The organism is Rhizobium sp. KNZ14-9A (genome assembly GCF_056755015.1).
Genome location: NZ_JBPGXB010000001.1, coordinates 116,807 through 136,874, shown reverse-complemented (window position 1 = coordinate 136,874; position 20,068 = coordinate 116,807). Strand labels below are relative to the sequence as shown.

Annotated in this window: 18 protein-coding genes and 2 pseudogenes; 3 read left to right on the top strand and 17 right to left on the bottom strand. The window is 59.8% G+C overall.

All coding sequences use genetic code 11. The features are described from left to right. Window positions 1-41: 41 nt before the first annotated feature. The 11 genes from ACR9ZQ_RS00635 to ACR9ZQ_RS00585 all read right to left on the bottom strand — a co-directional run bounded on the left by ACR9ZQ_RS00635 (window position 42) and on the right by ACR9ZQ_RS00585 (window position 10,278). Window positions 42-542 (bottom strand): GAF domain-containing protein, encoded by a 501-nt coding sequence (locus ACR9ZQ_RS00635; RefSeq protein WP_112907711.1) that lies wholly within the window; start codon window positions 540-542, stop codon window positions 42-44. A 15-nt stretch (window positions 543-557) separates the two neighbouring features. Further along, window positions 558-1,502, bottom strand: a complete 945-nt coding sequence (locus ACR9ZQ_RS00630; RefSeq protein ID WP_481426550.1) for a branched-chain amino acid ABC transporter permease — start codon at window positions 1,500-1,502, stop codon at window positions 558-560. Between the two features lies 1 nt (window position 1,503). Then, window positions 1,504-2,364: a branched-chain amino acid ABC transporter permease gene (locus ACR9ZQ_RS00625; RefSeq protein WP_481426549.1), complete on the bottom strand. Its 861-nt coding sequence runs from the start codon at window positions 2,362-2,364 to the stop codon at window positions 1,504-1,506. 13 nt (window positions 2,365-2,377) lie between these two features. Next, window positions 2,378-3,565 (bottom strand): ABC transporter substrate-binding protein, encoded by a 1,188-nt coding sequence (locus ACR9ZQ_RS00620; protein WP_481426548.1) that lies wholly within the window; start codon window positions 3,563-3,565, stop codon window positions 2,378-2,380. A gap of 38 nt (window positions 3,566-3,603) precedes the next feature. Next, entirely contained in the window at window positions 3,604-4,311 is a 708-nt protein-coding gene (locus tag ACR9ZQ_RS00615) for an ABC transporter ATP-binding protein (protein WP_113127513.1), read from the bottom strand. Beyond that, window positions 4,308-5,063, bottom strand: a complete 756-nt coding sequence (locus ACR9ZQ_RS00610) for an ABC transporter ATP-binding protein (protein ID WP_481426547.1) — start codon at window positions 5,061-5,063, stop codon at window positions 4,308-4,310. Before ACR9ZQ_RS00610 ends, ACR9ZQ_RS00615 begins: the two co-directional genes overlap by 4 nt. A gap of 61 nt (window positions 5,064-5,124) precedes the next feature. Beyond that, entirely contained in the window at window positions 5,125-5,967 is an 843-nt protein-coding gene (locus ACR9ZQ_RS00605; protein ID WP_481426546.1) for an ABC transporter permease, read from the bottom strand. Window positions 5,968-6,056: 89 nt separating this feature from the next. Then, window positions 6,057-7,091, bottom strand: a complete 1,035-nt coding sequence (locus tag ACR9ZQ_RS00600) for an ABC transporter substrate-binding protein (protein ID WP_481426545.1) — start codon at window positions 7,089-7,091, stop codon at window positions 6,057-6,059. Between the two features lie 68 nt (window positions 7,092-7,159). Further along, window positions 7,160-8,215 (bottom strand): ABC transporter ATP-binding protein, encoded by a 1,056-nt coding sequence (locus ACR9ZQ_RS00595; RefSeq protein WP_481426544.1) that lies wholly within the window; start codon window positions 8,213-8,215, stop codon window positions 7,160-7,162. Beyond that, complete coding sequence (locus ACR9ZQ_RS00590; RefSeq protein WP_481427259.1) at window positions 8,215-8,940, bottom strand: ABC transporter permease; 726 nt, start codon at window positions 8,938-8,940, stop codon at window positions 8,215-8,217. Before ACR9ZQ_RS00590 ends, ACR9ZQ_RS00595 begins: the two co-directional genes overlap by 1 nt. A gap of 105 nt (window positions 8,941-9,045) precedes the next feature. After that, entirely contained in the window at window positions 9,046-10,278 is a 1,233-nt protein-coding gene (locus tag ACR9ZQ_RS00585; protein ID WP_481426543.1) for a metal-dependent hydrolase family protein, read from the bottom strand. Between the two features lie 165 nt (window positions 10,279-10,443). Here ACR9ZQ_RS00585 and ACR9ZQ_RS00580 point away from each other — a divergent pair. Next, window positions 10,444-10,905 (top strand): annotated as a pseudogene (locus ACR9ZQ_RS00580) (GntR family transcriptional regulator); the annotation flags it as partial. 49 nt (window positions 10,906-10,954) lie between these two features. On the opposite strand, the gene ACR9ZQ_RS00575 reads toward ACR9ZQ_RS00580, so the two are convergent. Next, a complete protein-coding gene (locus tag ACR9ZQ_RS00575; RefSeq protein ID WP_481426542.1) occupies window positions 10,955-11,587 on the bottom strand; it encodes a TetR/AcrR family transcriptional regulator in 633 nt (210 codons plus the stop codon). A gap of 267 nt (window positions 11,588-11,854) precedes the next feature. Between ACR9ZQ_RS00575 and ACR9ZQ_RS00570 the strand changes: the two are divergent. Next, window positions 11,855-12,064 (top strand): annotated as a pseudogene (locus tag ACR9ZQ_RS00570) (helix-turn-helix domain-containing protein); the annotation flags it as partial. Window positions 12,065-12,134: 70 nt separating this feature from the next. On the opposite strand, the gene ACR9ZQ_RS00565 reads toward ACR9ZQ_RS00570, so the two are convergent. The 5 genes from ACR9ZQ_RS00565 to ACR9ZQ_RS00545 all read right to left on the bottom strand — a co-directional run bounded on the left by ACR9ZQ_RS00565 (window position 12,135) and on the right by ACR9ZQ_RS00545 (window position 16,216). Continuing rightward, the gene (locus ACR9ZQ_RS00565) at window positions 12,135-13,511 is read right to left on the bottom strand and encodes an aldehyde dehydrogenase family protein (RefSeq protein ID WP_481426541.1); all 1,377 of its coding nucleotides are present in this window, start codon (window positions 13,509-13,511) and stop codon (window positions 12,135-12,137) included. Between the two features lie 90 nt (window positions 13,512-13,601). Then, a complete protein-coding gene (locus ACR9ZQ_RS00560) occupies window positions 13,602-13,901 on the bottom strand; it encodes a putative quinol monooxygenase (RefSeq protein WP_481426540.1) in 300 nt (99 codons plus the stop codon). Window positions 13,902-14,009: 108 nt separating this feature from the next. After that, entirely contained in the window at window positions 14,010-14,678 is a 669-nt protein-coding gene (locus ACR9ZQ_RS00555; protein WP_037106710.1) for a type 1 glutamine amidotransferase domain-containing protein, read from the bottom strand. A 36-nt stretch (window positions 14,679-14,714) separates the two neighbouring features. Beyond that, window positions 14,715-15,770, bottom strand: a complete 1,056-nt coding sequence (locus tag ACR9ZQ_RS00550) for an NAD(P)-dependent alcohol dehydrogenase (protein ID WP_481426539.1) — start codon at window positions 15,768-15,770, stop codon at window positions 14,715-14,717. Continuing rightward, a complete protein-coding gene (locus ACR9ZQ_RS00545) occupies window positions 15,767-16,216 on the bottom strand; it encodes a GlcG/HbpS family heme-binding protein (protein ID WP_481427258.1) in 450 nt (149 codons plus the stop codon). The genes ACR9ZQ_RS00550 and ACR9ZQ_RS00545 overlap by 4 nt, the downstream gene beginning before the upstream one ends. A 532-nt stretch (window positions 16,217-16,748) precedes the next feature. Here ACR9ZQ_RS00545 and ACR9ZQ_RS00540 point away from each other — a divergent pair. Further along, the gene (locus ACR9ZQ_RS00540) at window positions 16,749-19,610 is read left to right on the top strand and encodes an ATP-binding protein (RefSeq protein ID WP_481426538.1); all 2,862 of its coding nucleotides are present in this window, start codon (window positions 16,749-16,751) and stop codon (window positions 19,608-19,610) included. The last annotated feature ends 458 nt before the right edge of the window (window positions 19,611-20,068 follow it).

Below are 20,068 nucleotides of genomic sequence, written 5' to 3'. Positions count from 1 at the left end.
TCTTCCACGTGATTATCGGTCAGGACGATAGGGGCGAGCGGTCAGTCTAGTGTGCTGGCGACCACGGGTGCAACGATGCCGACGAGCATGCCCAGATAGTCGGCGTCCTTATCCTCGAAGAAACCCTCGTCCTGGTGGGAGAGATTGGCCGAGCCGATCACCTTGCCCTCCCAGACGACGGGTATGTTGATCATGCTGTTGATGCCAAGGCCGAAGATGACATCGTAATCGGGAAAATTCACCCGGATATCCTCGGCATTCCGCGAAATAAGGACATTACCTTCCCCGAATACGACGCGCCCCCAGACGGTATCCTCCCGCTTCTTGCGTCCGCGCGCCGGGTAGGCGAGCTTATCGCTGGAATGCAGGCGCTCGACCGCCTCTCCGTTTTCGACAATACGGAACAGGGTAAAGAGCTTGTGACCGTAGCGCGCCTGGATGATGTCATCCAGAAACTGCGCCGCTTCCGCAATATCGTTGCGTGCAGTGATGACGGAAACCAGACGTGCGACGTCTTCCAGGACCGGAGCCTTGGTTTTCATGAAGATACGTTCCTTTCAGGATGCTTTGATGGATGTTCCGGCCGTGGCGATTCCGGGGCGCGGAATGACAGGATGATCGTGTGGTTCGGGTACCAGGCCGGTCACCCTGAACCGCAGCACGATGAGAAGGGTCGCGCTGAGGAATAGCTCGCGGATCGCAGCGCCCTGCGCCGGCGAAATGTAGGGAATAAACGGGACGACGAAGCGTGAACCTTCGAGAATGAGGATGATAAGGGCGGCCCCGACAACGGCGCCCCTATTGTTTCCGACACCGCCGACGAGAAGCGACAGTTTCACGTAGAGCGTGAGCAGCGGCACGAAGAGGTCCGGCGAGATGAACGACGTGTAGTGCGCATAAAGCCCGCCTGCCAGGCCGATGATACCGGAACCGATGGAAAAGGCCTTCAGCTTGAATGACTGCGCGTTCTTGCCGGCGACGCTGACCACCATGTCGTCATCGCGCACCGCCCGCAAAACACGGCCGAACGGTGAATACGAGATGCGCTGGCAGCAGACATAAAGCCCAAGGAGGACCAGTAGGACAATTCCAAGATAGACGAGGTTGTACTGGAACGGTGTGAGATCGGCCCGGAACGGGCCGGCAATGCCGGAAATTCCGTCGGTACCGTTGGTCAGCCAGATTTCATTGGAAGCGACGATGCGGATTGTTTCGGCAAATCCGAGCGTGACGATCGCCAGGTAATGTTCCTTCAGACGGCGAGTGACCAGTGCCAGGACCGCCCCGACGGCCGCTGCAACGATGGCTCCCGCAAGGATTCCGAGCGGAATCGGTATCGCAAATGTCTTGGTCAGGATCGCGCTCGTATAGGCGCCTGCCGCCGCCGATCCGACCAGGCCCAGGTTGACGAGACCGGCCATGCCCCACATGACGTTGAGACCCAGAGCCATGACCGCATAAATGCCGGCCACGACGCACATGCTGATGATATAAATTTCCATGCTAGTTGGCCTCGCGTCCGAAAAGCCCCTGTGGGCGAAGCGTCAGGATGAGCATGATCGCGATAAAGGCTACGGCGGACTTGTAACTTGCGGGCAACGCGAGAAGCGACAGTTCCTCCGCAATGCCGACCACAAGGGCCCCCGCCACCGCCCCCGGAATGCTGCCGAGGCCGCCAACCACGGCCGCGGCGAAAATCGGCAGCATGGAGCGAAAGCCCGTCAGCGGGTCGATCGAGGAATCGAGTCCGATCAGCATTCCGCCCAGACCGGCGAGTCCCATGCCCATGAAGGAGGCAATACGCGCCACGATCCGGGAATCGATGCCCTTGATATCGGCCAGCCGTGGATTGTCGGCCACAGCCCGCATCGCCTTTCCCATGCGAGTGAAGAAAAGAAAGCCGAAGACCAGTGCCATGACGACTATCGACACGGCGAGATTGTTCAATTGCTGCGGGCCGAGGTGAATGCCGCCGAGAATGATGTCGCGTGCCAGGGGCAAGTCGTATCCGCGCAGGTCGTTTCCGAAGAAAAGACGGATGACGTTCTCCAGTCCGATCGTCAGGGCGAGCGAACCGATGGCCGTCGTGATGACGCCGGCCGACCTGAACGGTTTCAGGATCAGTTCGTCGGTCAGCAGGCCGACGAACCCGCTGATCAGAAGTGCTATCGCAAGTGACGGCAGGACCGAGAACCCGTAAACGGAATTCGCGACCCAGCCGGCGAATGCGCCGACTGTGGCATGCGAAGCGATCGCAAAATTGGGGAACCGGAGCACGGAATACATTGCCGTCAATCCGATGGCCGGAATGGCGAGAATGCTTCCCGCCATGATCCCGTTCGCAATCAACTGGAGAACGTTCATCTGCTATCCCCGATCAGACGATCTTGATCAATTCGATCTTGCCGCCCTTGGCCGCGCTGTAACGGAAGCGGCAATCCATGATGTCGCCCTTCTCGTTGAAGTCGCAGTTGCCGCTGGCACCGTCATAGTTGACATCCTTGCCCTGCTGCAGAAGCTTCAAGCCTTCAGCCGCCGAATAGACCTTGGTACCGCTACCCTGGGAAATCAGGCGAACGGCGTCGCGGATATCGGTTCCGACGGCTTTGCCGGATTTCTGGACGGCAAGGAGTGCAAGGCTGATCCAGTCGGTCGCCTGGGCCTCGTAGGAATCCGCTGCCGGGTTGTTCAACCGCTTTTGAACCAGCGAATACGCTTCGCTGCCGACGTCGCTGGATGGCTGTACGGTGATGAGTCCATCGGTAACATCGGCCTGGATGCCTTCGGCCACCTTGCTCGTATAGGCGTAGGATTGGGTGATGCGGCCACCCGAATAACCGGCGCGGTAGAGATCCTTGAGCAGGACGGTGAGATCCGGCGAATAGCTGTTGAGGTAAATGAAATCGGGCTTGGCCGCGATGGCGCTGTCGATCTCCGAACGGTAGCTCGTCTTGTTCGACTCATAGATCAGCCCCCCGACGAGCGAGGAACCCTTTGCGGTGAGTACGGAGGCGATCTGCTCGCGCATCGTTGCTGCGAACGGGGTCTGCACCGCCACGTAGAACACCTTCTTGGCGCCGGTGGACGCGATGTATTCGGCGTGCTTGGTCGCCTGCAGCGCGGTGTTCGGCTGCGTGCGAAAAATATAGCCCTGGTGCGGCAGTTGAGTAATCGAGTCCGCGCCGGACACTGTCATCAGGCAGGTCTTGCTCTCCCAGCACACCGGGGCCACGGCCGAAGTAACGGCCGAAGCCCAGGTGCCCATGATCACCGGAACGCGATCGACACCGACCAGCTTCTGCGCAGCGCGCACGGCGGCTTCGGGGTTTGTCTGGTCGTCCTCCACGACGAGTTCGACCGACCGACCGATCACGCCGCCGGCCTTGTTGACCTCTTCGACGACAGCCTGCATCGCCTTGACCATGCGCGGGCCGTCGGCGGCACCGGCGCCGGTCAGCGGCGTCAGAACACCAAGCTTGATGGCCGTCTCTGCCCGCAGGATGCCGGGAGCGCAAAGGCTGCCGGCGACGATGGCGGATGCGGAAAGAAATTCTCTTCTGTTCATTGCGTTCCCTTTTCTTTGCGTTTGCCGAAGTTTGAGTTCTACCCCCCGAGGAACATCCGGTTGATGTCCTCGTTGGCCAGCAGTTCCGGGGAAGGTCCCTCGATGCTGTTCTTGCCGTCGACCAGGATGTAGGTCCGGTCGGAGATTGCCATGGCTTCGCGCGCATTCTGTTCGACGAGCGCGATCGCCTTGCCCGCATCGCGGAGTTTGCGGATTTCAGCGAAAAGCTCGTCTGCCGCCGCCGGGGAAAGACCCGCGGTCGGCTCATCGAGCAGGATAAGGCCAGGATCCACCATCAGCGCCATCCCGACCGCCAGCAGCTGGCGTTGACCGCCGGAAAGCGTCCTTGCGAGCTGGGTCTTTTTCTTGAGCAGGATGGGGAAGTGTTTCATCACTTCGTCGGCGCGGGCGCGGAAATGCTTTGGCGCGATGTACCCACCCATTTCCAGGTTTTCGTAGACGGTCATGTTCCCGAAAACATTGTGCTCCTGCGGCACGAATGCGATCCCGTGACGGGAGACGTCATGCGGCTTCATGCCGTTGATCGGTGCACCGTCATAGACGATGCTGCCTTCCGAAGGCCGCAGCAGTCCGGCAATCGTTTTCAACAGCGTCGATTTGCCGGCGCCATTGGGACCGACCACGCAGACGATCTCGCGCGCGCCGACGTGAAAGTTGACGCCCTTGAGGATCTGGTCACCGACGGAATAACCAGCGATGACGTTCTCGACGGCCAAGACACTCATTTGCGAGACCCCATGTAAGCGTTCTGCACATCCTTGTTGCCGGCCACGAATTCGAAGGTGCCTTCGATCATCTTCCTGCCGTCGGCCATGACGATGACGTGGTCGCAGAGCCGCGATATCAGGTCCATCTGATGCTCGATCAATACGATGGTGACGCCTTCCGAGGCGATGGTGACAAGACGTTCGCCAATCTCGCGAACGAGCGACGGGTTGACGCCCGCCATCGGCTCATCGAGCAGCAGCATGGCCGGATCGCGCATCATCGCCCGGCCGATTTCCAGAAGCTTCTTCTGGCCGCCGGAAAGATCGGACGCCTTGTTGTCCAGCACATGCGAGAGCCTCAGCCGTTCGGCGATGCCGAGCGCCTTGTCCATGAGCTGTTTTTCGCGCTCGATGCTCGCCTTGTCCCGCAACAGCGACTGGACGAGGCCCTCGCCCGGCTGGTCTGTGCCGTAGAGCATCAGGCTTTCGAAGACGGTGAGCCGCGGGAAACCGCGGGCGATCTGGAATGTGCGCACCAGGCCCCGGCCGGAAATCTCGTCCGGCCGCATCCTGTCGATGCGCTCGCCCTGGAAGCGGATCTCGCCACTCGAGACCGGCAGCACGCCAGAAATGCAGTTGAAGAGCGTCGTCTTGCCGGCGCCGTTCGGGCCGATCATGCCGACGATGCCGCCCTTGACGATCGTCAGGTCGACGCCGGACAGGGCGTGAACCCCGCCAAAGTTTCGCGTTACTCCGCTGATTTCCAGCATTTCAACCCCATTGAAGAAAAACGAACCGGTCCGTCCGACGTGGTAACATTGTCTCGAGAGCTCAGTATCGCCGTTTTATGTAGTAGCCCGCGATAGCCGTGATCGAGACGGTGACGGACAGCAGGATGAAGGACAGGGCAGCGCCGAACGGCCAGTTTGCCTTGTTCAATATTTCCCCGACGATCATCGGCGACATCATGCGGAAAGATGGCCCGCCCAGCAGCACCGGCGTCGCATAGGCATTCATCGTCAGGATGAAGGACAGCACGAATGCTGCCAGGATGCCCGGCACGATCTGCGGCAGCTTGACAAGCACGAAGGTCTCAAACGGATTGGCGCCAAGGCTCGAGGCCGCATATTCGACGTTCTCGTCGAGACCTTCGAAAACGCTCTGCAAGGTCAGCACGACGTAAGGCAGGTTCACCGCGACGATGCCGACGAAGACGGCATATGGCGTGTACATGATTTCCAGAGGCGCAGAGATCAGGCCGGCGGATAGTAGCGCATAATTGATGACCCCGGTCTTGCCGAAAGCCACCATCCATCCGGCGGCGCGCACCGCGTTCGAAATGAACAATGGCAGGATCACCAGCATCAGAAGCAACGTTTTCACGCCGCCTTGCTTTCGCGAGATCCAGTTCGCAAGAGGAAGACTGAGCGCAAGGCAGGTCACCGTCACGGCGAAGGACATGACCAGCGTCGTGCGCATGCCGATCAGGTAATAGGTCTCGGAAAAGAACGCCACGAAATTGGCGAGCGTGAAGTCGCTCACCATGAATTGACCGGGCACATAAGCGTTCAGGCTGTAGCGGAAAAGATAGAGCAGTGGCAGCGCCATGAACAGCACCACCATGAATGTCGCGGGCATCAGCATTCCCGCCGCGGAAAGACTATTTTTCTGCATCTGCCGGCATCCGGATTGAGATCGTACAGGAATCGCGAGAGGAGCCGCCGCATCCGGGAATGCCGGCGGCTCCTCGAGGCCTAGGGAGGTCAGGCCTTGAAAACCTTTTCCCACCAGTTCTGGAGGTCCGCATCCACCTTGGCCATGTATTCCAGGTCCGGCAGCACGAAGCCGCCCTGCTGGTCCTTGGAATAGTCGATGACGGCGGCGAGCGCCGGCTCCAGTTTAACTGTGGAGTTCGGAGGCGCATAACCCATCTTCGAGGCGAATGCCGATTGCGGCGCCTCCTCGAGCATCGCATTGAGATAGGCGAAGGCGGCCTGCTTGTTCGGAGCGTTCTTCGGCACGCCGACATCGGAGATGTAAAGCGCCAGCCCTTCCTTCGGAACGGCGACCTGCACGTCGATGCCGGCCTTCTGCCACATGTAGCCGCGCGCATTCCACATGATGCACATCACCACTTCGCCGGTCTTCAGTGCCTGGGCCATGGCTTCGTTGGTCGGGTAGATCTTGACTCCCTGCCGCTTCAGTTCGAGCAGTTTCGCCTTGCCGGGCTCAACGTTGGACGGCCCGCCACCGGCGATCATCGCCGCGGATTCGATGGTGTTCTGGTACTGGATGTCGATCACGCCTATGCGGCCGGCATATTTCTTGTCCCAGAGGTCTGCATACGAAGTCGGCGCCGGGTTCACTTCCTTGGGATTGTAGAGGATAACGCGGCCGGTATACATGTGCGGAATGCTGTACTTGGTGCGCAGGAAGGGATGGACCTTCACGATATTAGGAACCTTGGTTTCGTCCAGTTCTTCCAAAGCTCCGTTGGCGTACATTTCGTACGTGCCCTGACGCGTCAGGCAGGCGACGTCCATGCTACCGCGCGGCAGCCGGCGTTCGGCGAGAATCTTTGATTTGCGAACCGTCTCCGCCGCCGGGTCGAAGACGACTTGCATGCCGCTTTCCTTCAGGATCGTATCGACGATATTGGCTTGCTGGAGGTTCTGATAGTCGCCGCCCCAGGTGCCGACCACGACGCGTCCCCCGGCCTGTGCGAAGCTGGGAAGAGCGGAGGATAGCAGCAGGCCACCGGTGAGCATTCCGAATTTACGACGAGAGATGTCTGTCATTTTCAGGTTCCCCTTTTTTTAACATCTGATGGGTCGATTGGTGGATCCGGCGACGCGCCGGTCATGCCTCAGAGCGGAACGACATCCTTCGAGGCAACGCTTACGAAGATCTCGGCGCCCGCCTGCGGTGCGATCCCCTCGAAGTCGAGTTCGCGTGGCGATGCGATGGCTTTCAGCCGCCCGCCGGCAGCCACGTCAATATCCAGCTCCATCATGCCGCCCAGGAAAACGCATCTGTCGAGGCGTCCCTTGAAGCAGTTGACGTTATCCGCCGTCTCCTGCCGCGTCAGGCGGATGGCTTCCGGCCGGATCAGCACTTCCTGCGAGCCCGGCAGCTGGATCGACGTCTTGAGAAGGAGACCGCCTTCGGTCCGGAACGCCGCGCCGTCGACAGCCTGGCCCCGCAGAAAGTTGGTGCGGCCGATGAAGTCCGCGACGAAGCGGTTGGCCGGCATATTGTAAAGTTCGTCAGCCGAGCCGATCTGCTCGATCACACCCGCCTGCATGAGAACGAGCCGGTCACCGACCGACATGGCCTCCTCCTGGTCATGGGTGACCATGACCGTCGTAATACCGAGAGACTTCTGCAGGGTGCGCAATTCGTCCCGCACCTGGAGGCGCAGCTTTGCGTCAAGGTTCGACAGCGGTTCGTCGAGGAGCAGAATGTCCGGGCGGATCGCCAGCGCTCGCGCGATCGCGACACGCTGCTGCTGTCCGCCGGACAATTGCTTGGGAAGCCGGTCCGCCAGGTGCGAAAGCATGACCAGCTCAAGCGCCTCCCCCACCCGCTTGCGGAGTTCGGCCTCGGCCACCTTGCGCCGCCGCAGACCGAAGGCGACGTTCTCGAAAATCGTCAGGTGCGGGAAAAGCGCGTAGTTCTGAAAGACGAGGCCGATATTGCGCCGGTGTGGCGGTTCACGTGTCACGTCGCGGGCGCCGATCCGGATGCGGCCGGCATCGGGCTCGATGAAGCCCGCCATCATGCGCAGGGTGGTTGTCTTGCCGCAGCCGGACGGGCCGAGGAAGATCAGGAACTCGCCTTCCTCGATCTTCAACGACAGGTCGGAGACCGCGCGGAATGTCCCGTAATTTTTCGCCAAACCGGCAATGTTCACATTGGCCATCAGACTATCCTGGAAATGTTCACGAAGCGGTTGGAGATCATCAGCGCGGCCGCAACAAACAGAACCTGCAGCACCGATACGGAGGCGATGGTCGGATCGATCTTCCATTCCAGGTATTGCATCATGGCAACCGGAAGCGTGACCTGGCCGGGAGCGGCAAGGAAGATCGAGACTTCGAGATTGCCGAAGCTGACCACGAAGGAGAATACGGCGGCGGCAAATATGCCGGGACGGATCATGGGCAACGTGACCCGCCATATGATGCCAGCCGGCGTGTCGCCCAGACTGGCGGCGGCTTCCTCGATCGACAGGTTGGCGCCTTCCAGGGAAGCGACCAGAAGCCTGATGCACCACGGAATGGTGAGCAGGATGTGGCCCATGACGAACACGCCCACCGACCCCGTCAGCGGCAGCCCACTGGCAATCTCGATCTCCACCACCATAATGTAGAGCGATGCGCCGATCACGATGGCCGGCACTGTCATCGGTGACATCAGCAGTTGAAGCACCGCCGTACGGCCACGAAACGCCCGCCGCACAATGACGATCGCCGCCGGTATCGAGACCGCAAGTCCGGCGGCGGCGGCAAAGGCCGCCACCAGTACGCTGAGGATAAACCCATCCAGAAACTGTGGTTGGCGAAACGCCTGCTGATACCAGTGCAGCGAATAGCCCTCTACCGGCAGTGATAGGATCTCGTTCGAGATCACCGACAGCCAGGACACCAGGATCAATGGCAAGAGCATCAATCCAAGCGCGAAGAGATTGAGGCCGCCGACGAGCCAGCGCCCCGATCTTTCCGGAATGGTGCGTCCCCGGATCATCGCGGGTCAGGCCGCAAGCGTGTTTTTGTAGAATGTACCGCCGCGAATGATAGCAGCGAGACTCTCCTCAGGGCGGGACAGGATTGCCACGTCCTCCAGCGGATTGCCGTTGACGACCACGAAATCCGCATAGGCGCCTTCCGCAATCACGCCAATCTGGTTCTCCATCATGCATAGCTTCGCGGAAACCCTACTCGCCGAATGGAGGATGTCGTGCGCCGAGAGAACCTTGGCCCGGATCTCGAATTCCATCGACTGATATTTGTGCAGCTGCCCGAGCAGGTCCGTTCCGAAACCCATCGGCAAACCTGCTTCCTTCATCAGGCGAAGGGATTCCAGGCCACCTGTGCGCACGGTATCGATCTTGGCCTGGGAATCCGCGCCGAGACCAAAAGCAGCCCCTTCCAGGGCAAGCCCTTCGTAGGCGGCAAGGGTCGGGCAGGCGATCGCACCGGCTTGCGCGGCGAATTTCGCGGTTTCCAGGGTGATGAGGTTGCAGTGCTCGAGAGATTTCACGCCGCATTCCGCCGCGCGCCGGATCGATGCATCAGAATAGGTGTGGGCGGAAACGTAGAGACCGTAATTCTCCGCCTCCTCGACAATGGCGCGGATTTCCTCGCGGGAGTATTGCAGCACATGGATCGGATCGTTGGGCGAGGAAACGCCTCCGTTCGCCATGATCTTGATGAACTCGGCACCGCCCTTGATTTCCTCGCGGGCTGCGCGGCGAACTTCGTCAACGCCATCGGCGATGCGTCCGAGCGCACCGAGGGAAGCGGCATGCAGTTCGCGCTTGTCGGTGCGAGCACGATAGTCACAATGACCGACGGTCTGGCTTAGCGCCTTGCCGCAGATCACAAGCCGAGGGCCATCGATCAGCCCCTCTTCTACCGCGAGCTTGAGTCCGAGATCGGCACCGGCAAGGTCGCGGACCGTCGTGAAGCCGCGCATCAGCATTTCATGCATGATCTTGCGGGTGCGCAGTGCGATCAAGGAGGAAGGAAGTTCCGCATTCTTGGCAAGATCCACCAGCGTGGCGATGACATGGACATGGGCATCGACCAGCCCCGGCATCAGTGTCCGGCCCTTCAGATCAACGCGCGCCGCGCCGCTGGCGTCGATCTTCTGTGACGACACGCGGACGATGCGATCGCCTTCGACCTGTACTTCGACGCCGTCGAGAAGTACGCCTTGATCAACGTCGAGAACCTTGCCGCCGTGGAAAATGTAACTGTTCATAAAGTCCCCAATTCGCTATTTTTCTCATGATAGAAACGAACACGTCTGTTTGTAAATAGCGAAAATGTCAAAGGATGCCTTTCGCAGTGCAAAATCCGCCCATGCGCACATATTAGGCAAGAATGCAAAACCACGTCATTGTCATACGGCAACAGGGAGCGGCAGATTGAGGCACCGCGTCAGAGCGAACGAAAGCGCGGCTCCGGCGCAAAAGTTCTACGACCTGCCCCGCGACGAGATTGTCAATCTCCAACTCCCGCCCGGCAGACCCATCGACGAAGTGGTTGCGGCGGAGCGTTTCGGCATGCCGCGAATCCCGATCCGAGAGGCGCTGACACGCCTCTCGGGCGACGGGCTGACACGCTGCCGAACCGCTCTACCATAGTGTCGCAATCGATTTCGTGAACATGCACACGTTTTTCGTTGCACCGGCCCCGATGTTCCGGGGCACTACGCAACCGGCCGCCAAACATCATCGCAACGAAGACCTCAACACCATCCGCGAGCTCCAGTCCTCCCGCGGCGGCGGTGCGATCTCAGAATGCGCTGGCTATGATCGCCACCGACACGTATTTTCACCTCGCCATCGCCGAGGCCGGACGGAACCCGTATTTCACCAGCCTGTTCCCGCCCATAGTTTCGTGGGTAAAGTGAGAGGCGGGGAAGAAGCCCTCGCCTACCGGCTGCCTCCATAGGTCGCGACCAGCATTTCCTTCCATTTGCCAAGGAGGCTTCTCTGAAGCTCCTTCGTGGAATTGGAACTGAAGCTACTGTGGAGCGCGATGCCGCGCAGAACGCATAGGCTGAGTTGGATGAACTCGTCCGTCTCGGGCCGCTCCAGCGAAACGCCGAGCAGCTTAGCGATCGCCTTGTCGCGGCTCGACGCCCAGTTGACCATGATCTCGCGAATGCCGTTGCCGAGTTCGTCGTCGTTACGGGAGGCGAGCATGATTTCCAGCGACGCGATGTAGTTGCCCGCCTGGAAAAGCTTCTCCCAGAGAAAGTCTGTTACCTCGTCGGGGGTCAGATGCCGCTCGTTCTTTTCGATGAACAGGAGCCAGTCTTCTTCCCAGGATAAGATGAGATAATCAAAGGCGGCGATGATCAAGGCATTGCGGCTGGGAAACTGATGGGTCAGCGCGCCACGCGAGACATTGGCTCTAAGCGCGACATCCTCCGTCGAAAACCGGCCGTATCCCACCTCATCCATCGCATCGAGTGCCGCCTGACAGAGCTTTCTACGTGTTTCCTCAGATCGTTCGGCCTGGGTTCGCCTCGTTTTTCTGGCCGCCTTTTTGTCCGCTGACATCTATCCCGGTCGTGCTCTTGGTTAACATTGGCGCTGCCCGATTGCCGTAACGCCTGGAAGCGCGACAATGCTCGACATCTCCATATCGCCTTAGAGCTTTTATCGTCCGCGTAGGTCAAGAGAATATTCGAAGCTGAAGAGGCCGAGAGCGCTTTATCGAAACGTACTGCTGCCGGTTAGATATTGTAAGCTGCCCGACCCGAGAGATAGGTGACGTTTCGTACCGGAGACATGGGTAACACTTTTCGCTTTTTGCGGGAGGTGTTGATGCCGTGGAGAGAGACTTCGGTGATGGAGGAACGTCTTCGATTTGTCGCCCGGCTGCTTGAGGGCGAAGGCATGAGCGATGTGTGCCGGGAGTTCGGCATCTCGCGCAAGACCGGCTACAAGATCTTCAACCGCTACAAGGACGACGGCCTGGAGGCGCTGACGGATCGATCCCTGTTACCCCTTGACGATCATGAAGTGCTCCCCGAATTTGGGCCATGTCCTGGCACCTTCGGTCCGTGGCCTGTCTTTTTCCGAAATCGTTGTCGGCCGAGCGGCCCTACCGCTTGAAGACGATCATCTTTTCCGCGGTCATCTCAGCGGCCGTATAGGGGATGCCGCCGACGCCGTAGCCTGACTCGCGCCGCCCGGCAAATGGCATCCAGTCTGTGCGGAAGGCACTGTGATCGTTCACCATCACCGCCGAAGCATCGAGCCGCTCTGCCGCATCGAAGGCGACGTCGAGTTCACGCGTGAAGATGCTCGCCTGGAAAGCGACCGGCAGCGAATTGGCCGCGGCGATCGCCTCTTCGATCTGGTCAAAGCCATATACGCATGTGACCGGCCCGAAAATCTCATGCGTCGAGACCTTCGCCCCGCGCGGCGGATCGACGAGTATCGCGGGCTTGAGCGTCGTCTCGCTAAGGCGCTCGCCGCCAATCTTGCGAGTGCCCGCCGCCACTGCTTCGTCGTTCCAGGCCCCTACCCGCTTCGCTTCGGCCGGCGTGATCAGCGGGCCGACCTCGGTGTCGGCGCGGGTCGGATCGCCGACACGCAACGCCTCTACACGGGCGGCGAACCGGTCGACAAAGGCATTCTTGAGCTGCGCATGCACATAGATGCGCTGGACCGAGACGCAGACCTGACCGGCATGGTAATAACCGCCTTTGGCGATCGGCTCGATGATCGCATCGAGATCGGCGCTCCGGTCGACGATGACGGGCGCGACGCCGCCATGTTCGAGCGCGCAGCGCGTGCCGGGCGCCAGGATCGAGCGCAGTCGCCAGCCAACCTGCGCCGACCCGATGAAGCTCAGGAAGGCGACGCGTGCGTCAGTCACGAAGGCTTCGGAGAGCTCACGCGTTTCTGGGAGCAGCGTCTGCACCCAGCCATCGGGCATACCGGCGGCGTGGACGAGCTTGACGAGTTCGACGCTGCAGAGCGGCGTCGCGGTTGCAGGCTTGACGATGATCGGGCAACCGGTGGCGATGGCGGGCGCGACCTGGTGTACGATTAGGTTGAGCGGATGGTTGAAGGCCGAAATCGCCGCCACCACACCGATCGGTTCCTTGATGGTCCAGGCGCGACGGTTCTCGCTCGCAGGGGTAAGGCCCATCGGTATCTCGACGCCGCCCCGCGCACGCAAGAGGTCAGCCGCGTTGCGGATGCCATCGATCGCCCGGTCAGTCTCCACCAATGCGTCCGAATAGGGCTTCCCGCCTTCACGCGCAATCAGCATCGCGAAGGCCTCGCGCTGCTTTTCGACAAGACCGGCGAGCTTGTGAAGCACCGCCATCCGCTCGTGCGGCTGTAACCACGCCGCGCGATCCTGGAACCGGGCATGCGCCGTCGCCAGTTTCATTTCAAGCGCCGACGCGTCATCTGTCGGCAGCTCCGCGATGCGCACGCGGTCGAAGGCTTGCACAACTTCTATCATCCTCTTCCTCCTATCTTATCCAGGGAGATGAGCGGGCAGAGAAATATCCGTCTACCCAACCGGGAGCCACAAATCCGCAAGGCTTGCCGCTTATCCGATCTCCACCGCCTCCAGCACCCAGGCCGTTCGCTCGGCCAGTTCGGGAATCTTGGCCAGATAGGCCTGATAGTGCGCCGTCTCGCGATGTGCCTCTGCCGCTGCGGCGTCCAGATAGAGCTCGTCGAGCACGTAGCGCTCGCCATGTGTCCGGTCGCGCCAGACCTCCCAGCGCAGATTGCCGGGTTCGGCCCTGCAAAGCGGTGCCATGCCAACAAGCAGTGTTCGTAACTCGACCGCCTTGCCGGGATGGGCCGTCAGGACGGCAGTGATCTTGGTCGGCGATTGCGTCATAGGAAGGCTCCCGATGAAAGTGGGCAAGTGCGGCGTCTTTGAGTGGCCAAGCTTCGAGCGTGCGCATTCAAGTCGCACGCCGAATATTTCAGCCCGCGTCTCAGCAGTTCACCCTTTGAGAGCGGCGAGCAACTCTTTCGCCAGCGGCCCTGCCGAAGCGGGGTTCTGGCCGGTGATGAGGCGGCCATCAACGATGACGTGGGGCTCCCAGTTGGATGTAGACGAGTACTCGGCCCCTTCTGCCCTCAACGCGTCCTCGAGTTCGTAGGGTACGTCATCGCGGGCGTAGTCGTACTCTTCCTTCTTCGAAAACGACGTGAGCTTCTTGCCGCGTACGAATGGTGTGCCATCACCAAGGTCCACGCCGAGCAGCGCGCACGGACCGTGGCAAACAGCGGTCACGAGCTTGCCCGTACTCCAGGCGCGCACGATGGCTTTCTGCACGGTCGCATTGCGCTGGATGTCAACCATTGGCCCAAGGCCGCCGGGCACCAGGATGGCGTCGTAGTCGGCGGCGTCCACTTCGGACAACTTTCGGCTGTGATTCAGCCGACGAAAGGCCTTGCTCTCGAGAAACTCCTTCTGCGCGGGATCTTTCTCGTCGTATGCGTCGTAAGGTGTCCATCCCCCAGCAAGGGACGCGAACTCGACCGCGATCCCCGCCTTGTCGAGGACGTCGAAAGGATGAGCGACCTCGGCGAAAAAGAAGCCGGTCTTGCGACTGTGCGGACCGATCACGGCCGCGTTAGTGACGATGAACAGGACATGTTGAGTCACGGTTTTCTCCTTTGGTTATCGTTGCGCCTTAGGCCATCAGAACTTCACCACCGCCCGGCCGACGACCTTATTGTCCCGCTGGAGATCGAGATATTCGTTGATCTCGTCGAAACCGATGGTCTTGATGGTGTGCTGGATCTTGCCTGCGGCGGCGAGCGCCATGACTTCGCTGAGGTCCGCATTGTTGCCCCAGAAAGATCCGTGAAAGGTTTGCTCGCCCGACACCCGCGGGAACAGCGGGACGTCGATGCGATCACCGATGAAACCGACATCGGCGTAATGACCGCTGATTGCCAGCAGAGCAAAGCCCAACTGCATCATCTCCGGTGCACCAGCGCAGTCGATGATCGCATCGAGCTTGTCCTGCCCCGTGGCCTTTTTAAGCTCCTTGCCGATATCGCCCGCAGACTTGCCCTTGATATCGATCAGGTGATCAGCACCATACTGCTTTGCGATTTCAAGCTTGCCCTGATTGCGGGCGAACGCGACGACAGGCGCGCCTGCGCCGAGCAACTTGGCATATTGGACGGCATAAACGCCGAGACCCCCGATGCCGAACACGCCGATTACCCGATCCGGGCCGAGTCCACCGGCATCACGGATCTTCTTGAGGCCGCGATAGGGCGTTAGCCCTGCATCGGTGAGCGGAGCGAGCTGCTCGAATTTCAGGTGTTTCGCGACCTTGATCACGTAACGTGCCGGAACCGGAATATATTCCGCAAACCCGCCATAGGTACCGAAGCCAGGCCAGCGTACGTTGGGGCAGATGTGGGTGTTGCCGACCTGGCAGTGCCGGCATACACCGTCGCCCCACCCGGGCGCGACCACGACATGGTCGCCTTCCTCGAGTCCCGCGGCTTTTGGAACAACACTGCCAATTTTGTCTATCGTGCCAGTGATCTCGTGGCCCGGGATGACCGGCGGCGGGATATCGCCGTAATTCTGGAAAAATCCGTCCACCAGGAGCACGTCGGATCGGCACATCCCGCATGCCGCCACCTTGACCAGCACCTCGTCACCTTGGATGTCGGGAACTGCTATATCTTCGAGAACGAGCGGTTTGTGATATTCAAGTATACGAGCGGCTTTCATGTGCTTCTCCTCTCCTCTATGATTCCAGTTTCGTTGACGCTCGCCGCGGCCGCCTCTGCCACGGCGATATCCTGTTCGACCGTTCCCGCGCTCGCGCCGACGGCGCCGACGATATTGCCATCGACCAGGACAGGCAGGCCGCCGCCGAAGATCACCACCCGGCCGCCGTTGCTCTGCTCGATGCCGAAGAGCGGCGCACTCGGCTGTGCCAATTTTGCGAGATCCGAGGTGCGCTTGTCGAAGATCCTCGCTGTCACTGCCTTACCAATGGCGAGATCGATGCTGCCGATCAGCGCGCCGTCCTGGCGCGTGAACGCGATGAGCGCGCCGCCGGCGTCAACCACGGCAATGTTGTAAGGGACGCCCATGCTGGCCGCCTTGGCTTCGCCTGCGATGAGCATCCGTTTCGCTTCGGAAAGCGTGAGGCTGTAGCTGGAGCGTGGCATCGTCTTGCTCGCTTTCTCGATCAAGATTTCAATCGTTTTGGAGCACGCATGCGTCCTCGACGTAGCCAACGGAGTGGTGACGTCTTCAATCAGATAGTTCTGTCGCGGATACTTGCCGCCGCTATGCCTGAGCCTGCGCTCTCGCCATCGTGGCCTGAAACCTCTCTAACATCGAAGGAGGCACGACGGTGGTTAAACGAGGTAAATTGGGTTAAAAAACTGCTTCCGGGGCTTGAGCCTGACCGGGGTTTCCGTCAGCCATAGCGGGGTAACCTGCAGTCCAAAATCGTGGCAAAAGCCGCGCATTGGGAATGTTGGACAAACGAATCAGACCCACGTGTTCGCCCTCGACCATTCAACCGCGCATGGTTGGGCAAAAATAGATAATTCGCAACGGATTCCAGCCGAAGCAGGACGGCATTTTCGCCAGTGCTTCGCACAAACGGACGATCACCAGGCCGACAGCCGCGCCGATTTGGGCGTTTGAACTGCCGCCGACATAAGTCCGATCTGAGTGCAAGGAGCCTATACGGTGGACGAAGCTTTAGAACGCTCAAAAGCCGAGTTGGTATTCTCGTTTGGGCCGTATCGTCTCATTCCGAGCCGCCAACTGCTACTCCTCGGGAAACATCCCATAAAGCTCGGCGGTCGGGCCTTCGAGTTACTGCGACTGCTTGTGCAGCGGGATGGCGAGCTCGTCAGCAAAGAGGAACTGATGGCTGCTGCCTGGCCCGGGGTCTTTGTCGATGAGAGCAACCTCAAGGTCAACATGTCCCACCTGCGTCGCCGACTGGGCGACACAAAGCTGAATCCTGCCTATCTCGCCACGGTGGTCGGCCGAGGATATCGGTTCATTGCACCTGTGCAGACCGGCATCGGCGCGTTCGAGGGGGGGAATGTCATCGACGAGAATCCGAGCTTTGGTCATCTCCCCTCACAGGGTCACATCGTGGGTCGGGAGACCGAGCTTGGCGACGTGCTGACTGCATTGCACCGTGAGCGGTATGTCACACTGGTGGGTGCCGGCGGTATTGGCAAGACAACCGTTGCCATTGCGGCAGCCAACGCTCATGCGCAGGCGTGCCCGGACGGCCTCTGCCTGGTGGATCTCGCAACAATAGATGACCCTGTTCTTCTCCCAGTCGCGCTCCTGACCGCACTTGGCATTCGTGGCAATCCAGACGACAGCTTTGCTGCCATACTCGACTATCTGCGTTCGCGCCGGATGCTCATTATTCTCGACAACTGCGAGCATGTGCTGCCTGCCGCTACGATTTTTGCACGTAGCCTGGCATTGGAAAATGGACCATCGAAAGTCCTGGCGACCAGCCGCGAGCCACTGGGTTTCGACAAGGAATTCTTGATCAGGATCGGGCCGCTTGCCGTTCCTGACGACGAGTGGGATTTGTCCTTGCAGCGCGCCATATCGTTCCCCACTGTGGAATTGTTCGTGTCTCGGGCATTGGAATGGGCCGGTTACCAAGTCAGCGATGTCGATTGCGACGCAGTCGTATCGATTTGCCGATCGCTGGAAGGATTGCCGCTGGCGATCGAACTGGCGGCGGCGCAGCTCGGGAACTACTCACCTTTGGAGCTGTTGGCGATGCTCGATCAGCATGCCAGCTTCTCCAACCCTCGTCCTCATGGCGTGGCTTCACGACACGAAACCCTGCTTGCAACGATAGACTGGAGCTATCGGCTCCTTTCGCAGAGAGAGGCGACCGTCTTCCGCCTGGTTTCAGCCTTTGCCGACTCCTTCGATTCAGAGGATGTCGTCCACATTGGCGAAGCGGTAGGTCTGGATACTATCGATGTCATTACAGGTCTTGGTGGTCTCGTCGCAAAATCGTTGCTGAGCGCGGAAGTCAATGGGCCTGGTCTGCGTTACCGACAACTCGACAGCACCCGCCATTACGCCGCCGAGAAACGTCGCGCTGATAAGGCAGATGCCTTAATTCGCAGATATCATGCGCAGCGCATTCTCTATCTGTTCAAGAGATCGGAGGACGAGTGGCACTGGCTCGAAACAGGCGATTGGACCACACGGTATGTGAGCCGCCTCGCCGATTTGCGTGCTGCACTCGCTTGGGCTTTCGGACCCGACGGCGATATCGCGCTCGGTATCAAATTGACCGTAGCTGCCATCCCACTCTGGTCAGAGACCTCGATCCTTTCAGAAGCCCAGGAGCGCACAGAAGTGGCACTGAGGCTGGCGGACAGCGTGCCCATAGACGACCTTCTCAAGGCTAAACTTGCCTGCTCGCGGGCATGGAGCCTCTTCTACTCGAAAATGCGCAAGGAAATTGAGGACGCTTGGCTCAACGCCATCCGCTTTGCACAGCAGGCCCAAAGCCTTGAATATGAACAACGGGGTCTGGAGGGCCTCGCATATTACCTCATGGAGGTTGGAAAGATCGATAAGGCGATCGGCTGTCTGGAAGAGTCCGAGAGACTGTCGATTCGCCACCGCGACTGGTCAGCCGCACCGGAAGGAGATCGCGCGCTGGCTTGGGCCAAAGCCCATAGAGGAGATTTTGTCGAAAGCGGGCAGGTCCTTGACCGGCTTGCAGTGCAGCATTCCTTTGCTGGCAAGAGCAAAGCGATGACAAGGCAGGACGTCATCCGATTCGTGTCGGTCCGGTGTTACCTCACCTTTATTGCCTGGATGACCGGGCGCGCCGACTATGCCGACGTTGTTACCCGCGACGCTGTCGATCAGGCAGGGCGCGCCGGACATTGGCTGTCGCAATCCAACGCATTGGGACTGGCTGCGCTGCCTTTGGCGCTGGAGACGGGAAACATTGCGCTTCTCGAACATTATTCCGTGCTGATGCAACGCAATATGGAGCAGGAGATCATTCCCCGCTGGATCCCGGTTCATCACTATTTCATGGGCCTAGTTAGATACCTAAAGGGAGCTCGCGAGGCGTATCGCGATGTTGGAAACGCAATCGACCACATGATCGAGTGCAGGTATCTGTTGCGCATCGGCATGTATATCGCGGGCCTTGCACGCGTCCTTTTGCACCGCGGGCTGCTTGACGAGGCAAGCGACACGATTGCCCTTGCCTTCCAGTTTCAGGAGCAGCAAGGAGAGCGTTGGTGCCGCTGCGAATTGATGCGCGTCGATGCCGCCATTCGGCACCGGGCCGGAGATCACGCTATAGCCGAACGGATGTGGAAAGAGGCCGTGATCGAAGCGCACACGATCGGCGCGCGATCGTTCGAGCTACGCGCCGCGAGTGATCTTGCCGCGCACTATATCGATACCCGCCGCTTCAGTGAATCAATTGGATTGCTCGAACCCATCTATCGAGGATTCCACGAAGGCTTTGACACACAAGATCTTCGTAACGCCTCTCAGCTGCTGCATATGGCACGCGTTGCTGGCTAGCGATGACGCCGCACCAATGCGAAGCGCGGCTCCCCCCAATTTTTCGACGATCATCTGCTAGTTGGCGACGTCGGGCGCAAGCTATTGTCGATCCGCGATGAACGTCGCCGGCAATGTGTTCTGCTCCGTTTCATGATCGAAGTCGCTCGCCTCACGAAACAATGAAGCAGAGATCGCGCGCGGGCTTCAGCTTGGCGGATGAACAGCTCGGGATAGATCCGTTCGACGCATGACCTCACCGGCGAGGAGGCGATCAAGAGATGTCCCGAAGAATAAGAATGATGAAGGCACGCAAGTTCTTAGACCTGCGCGCGTAGTCGGCCGACGTCATGGGAACGCCGTCAAAGACCTGATGCCAAAGATAAGCCCCCTTCCGTAGTTTTACTTCATTTAACTGGGCGTTCGGCGCCGCCTGCCGGATAATCCCGGGAAACAAGGTTCGGGATCGCGACCTGGGC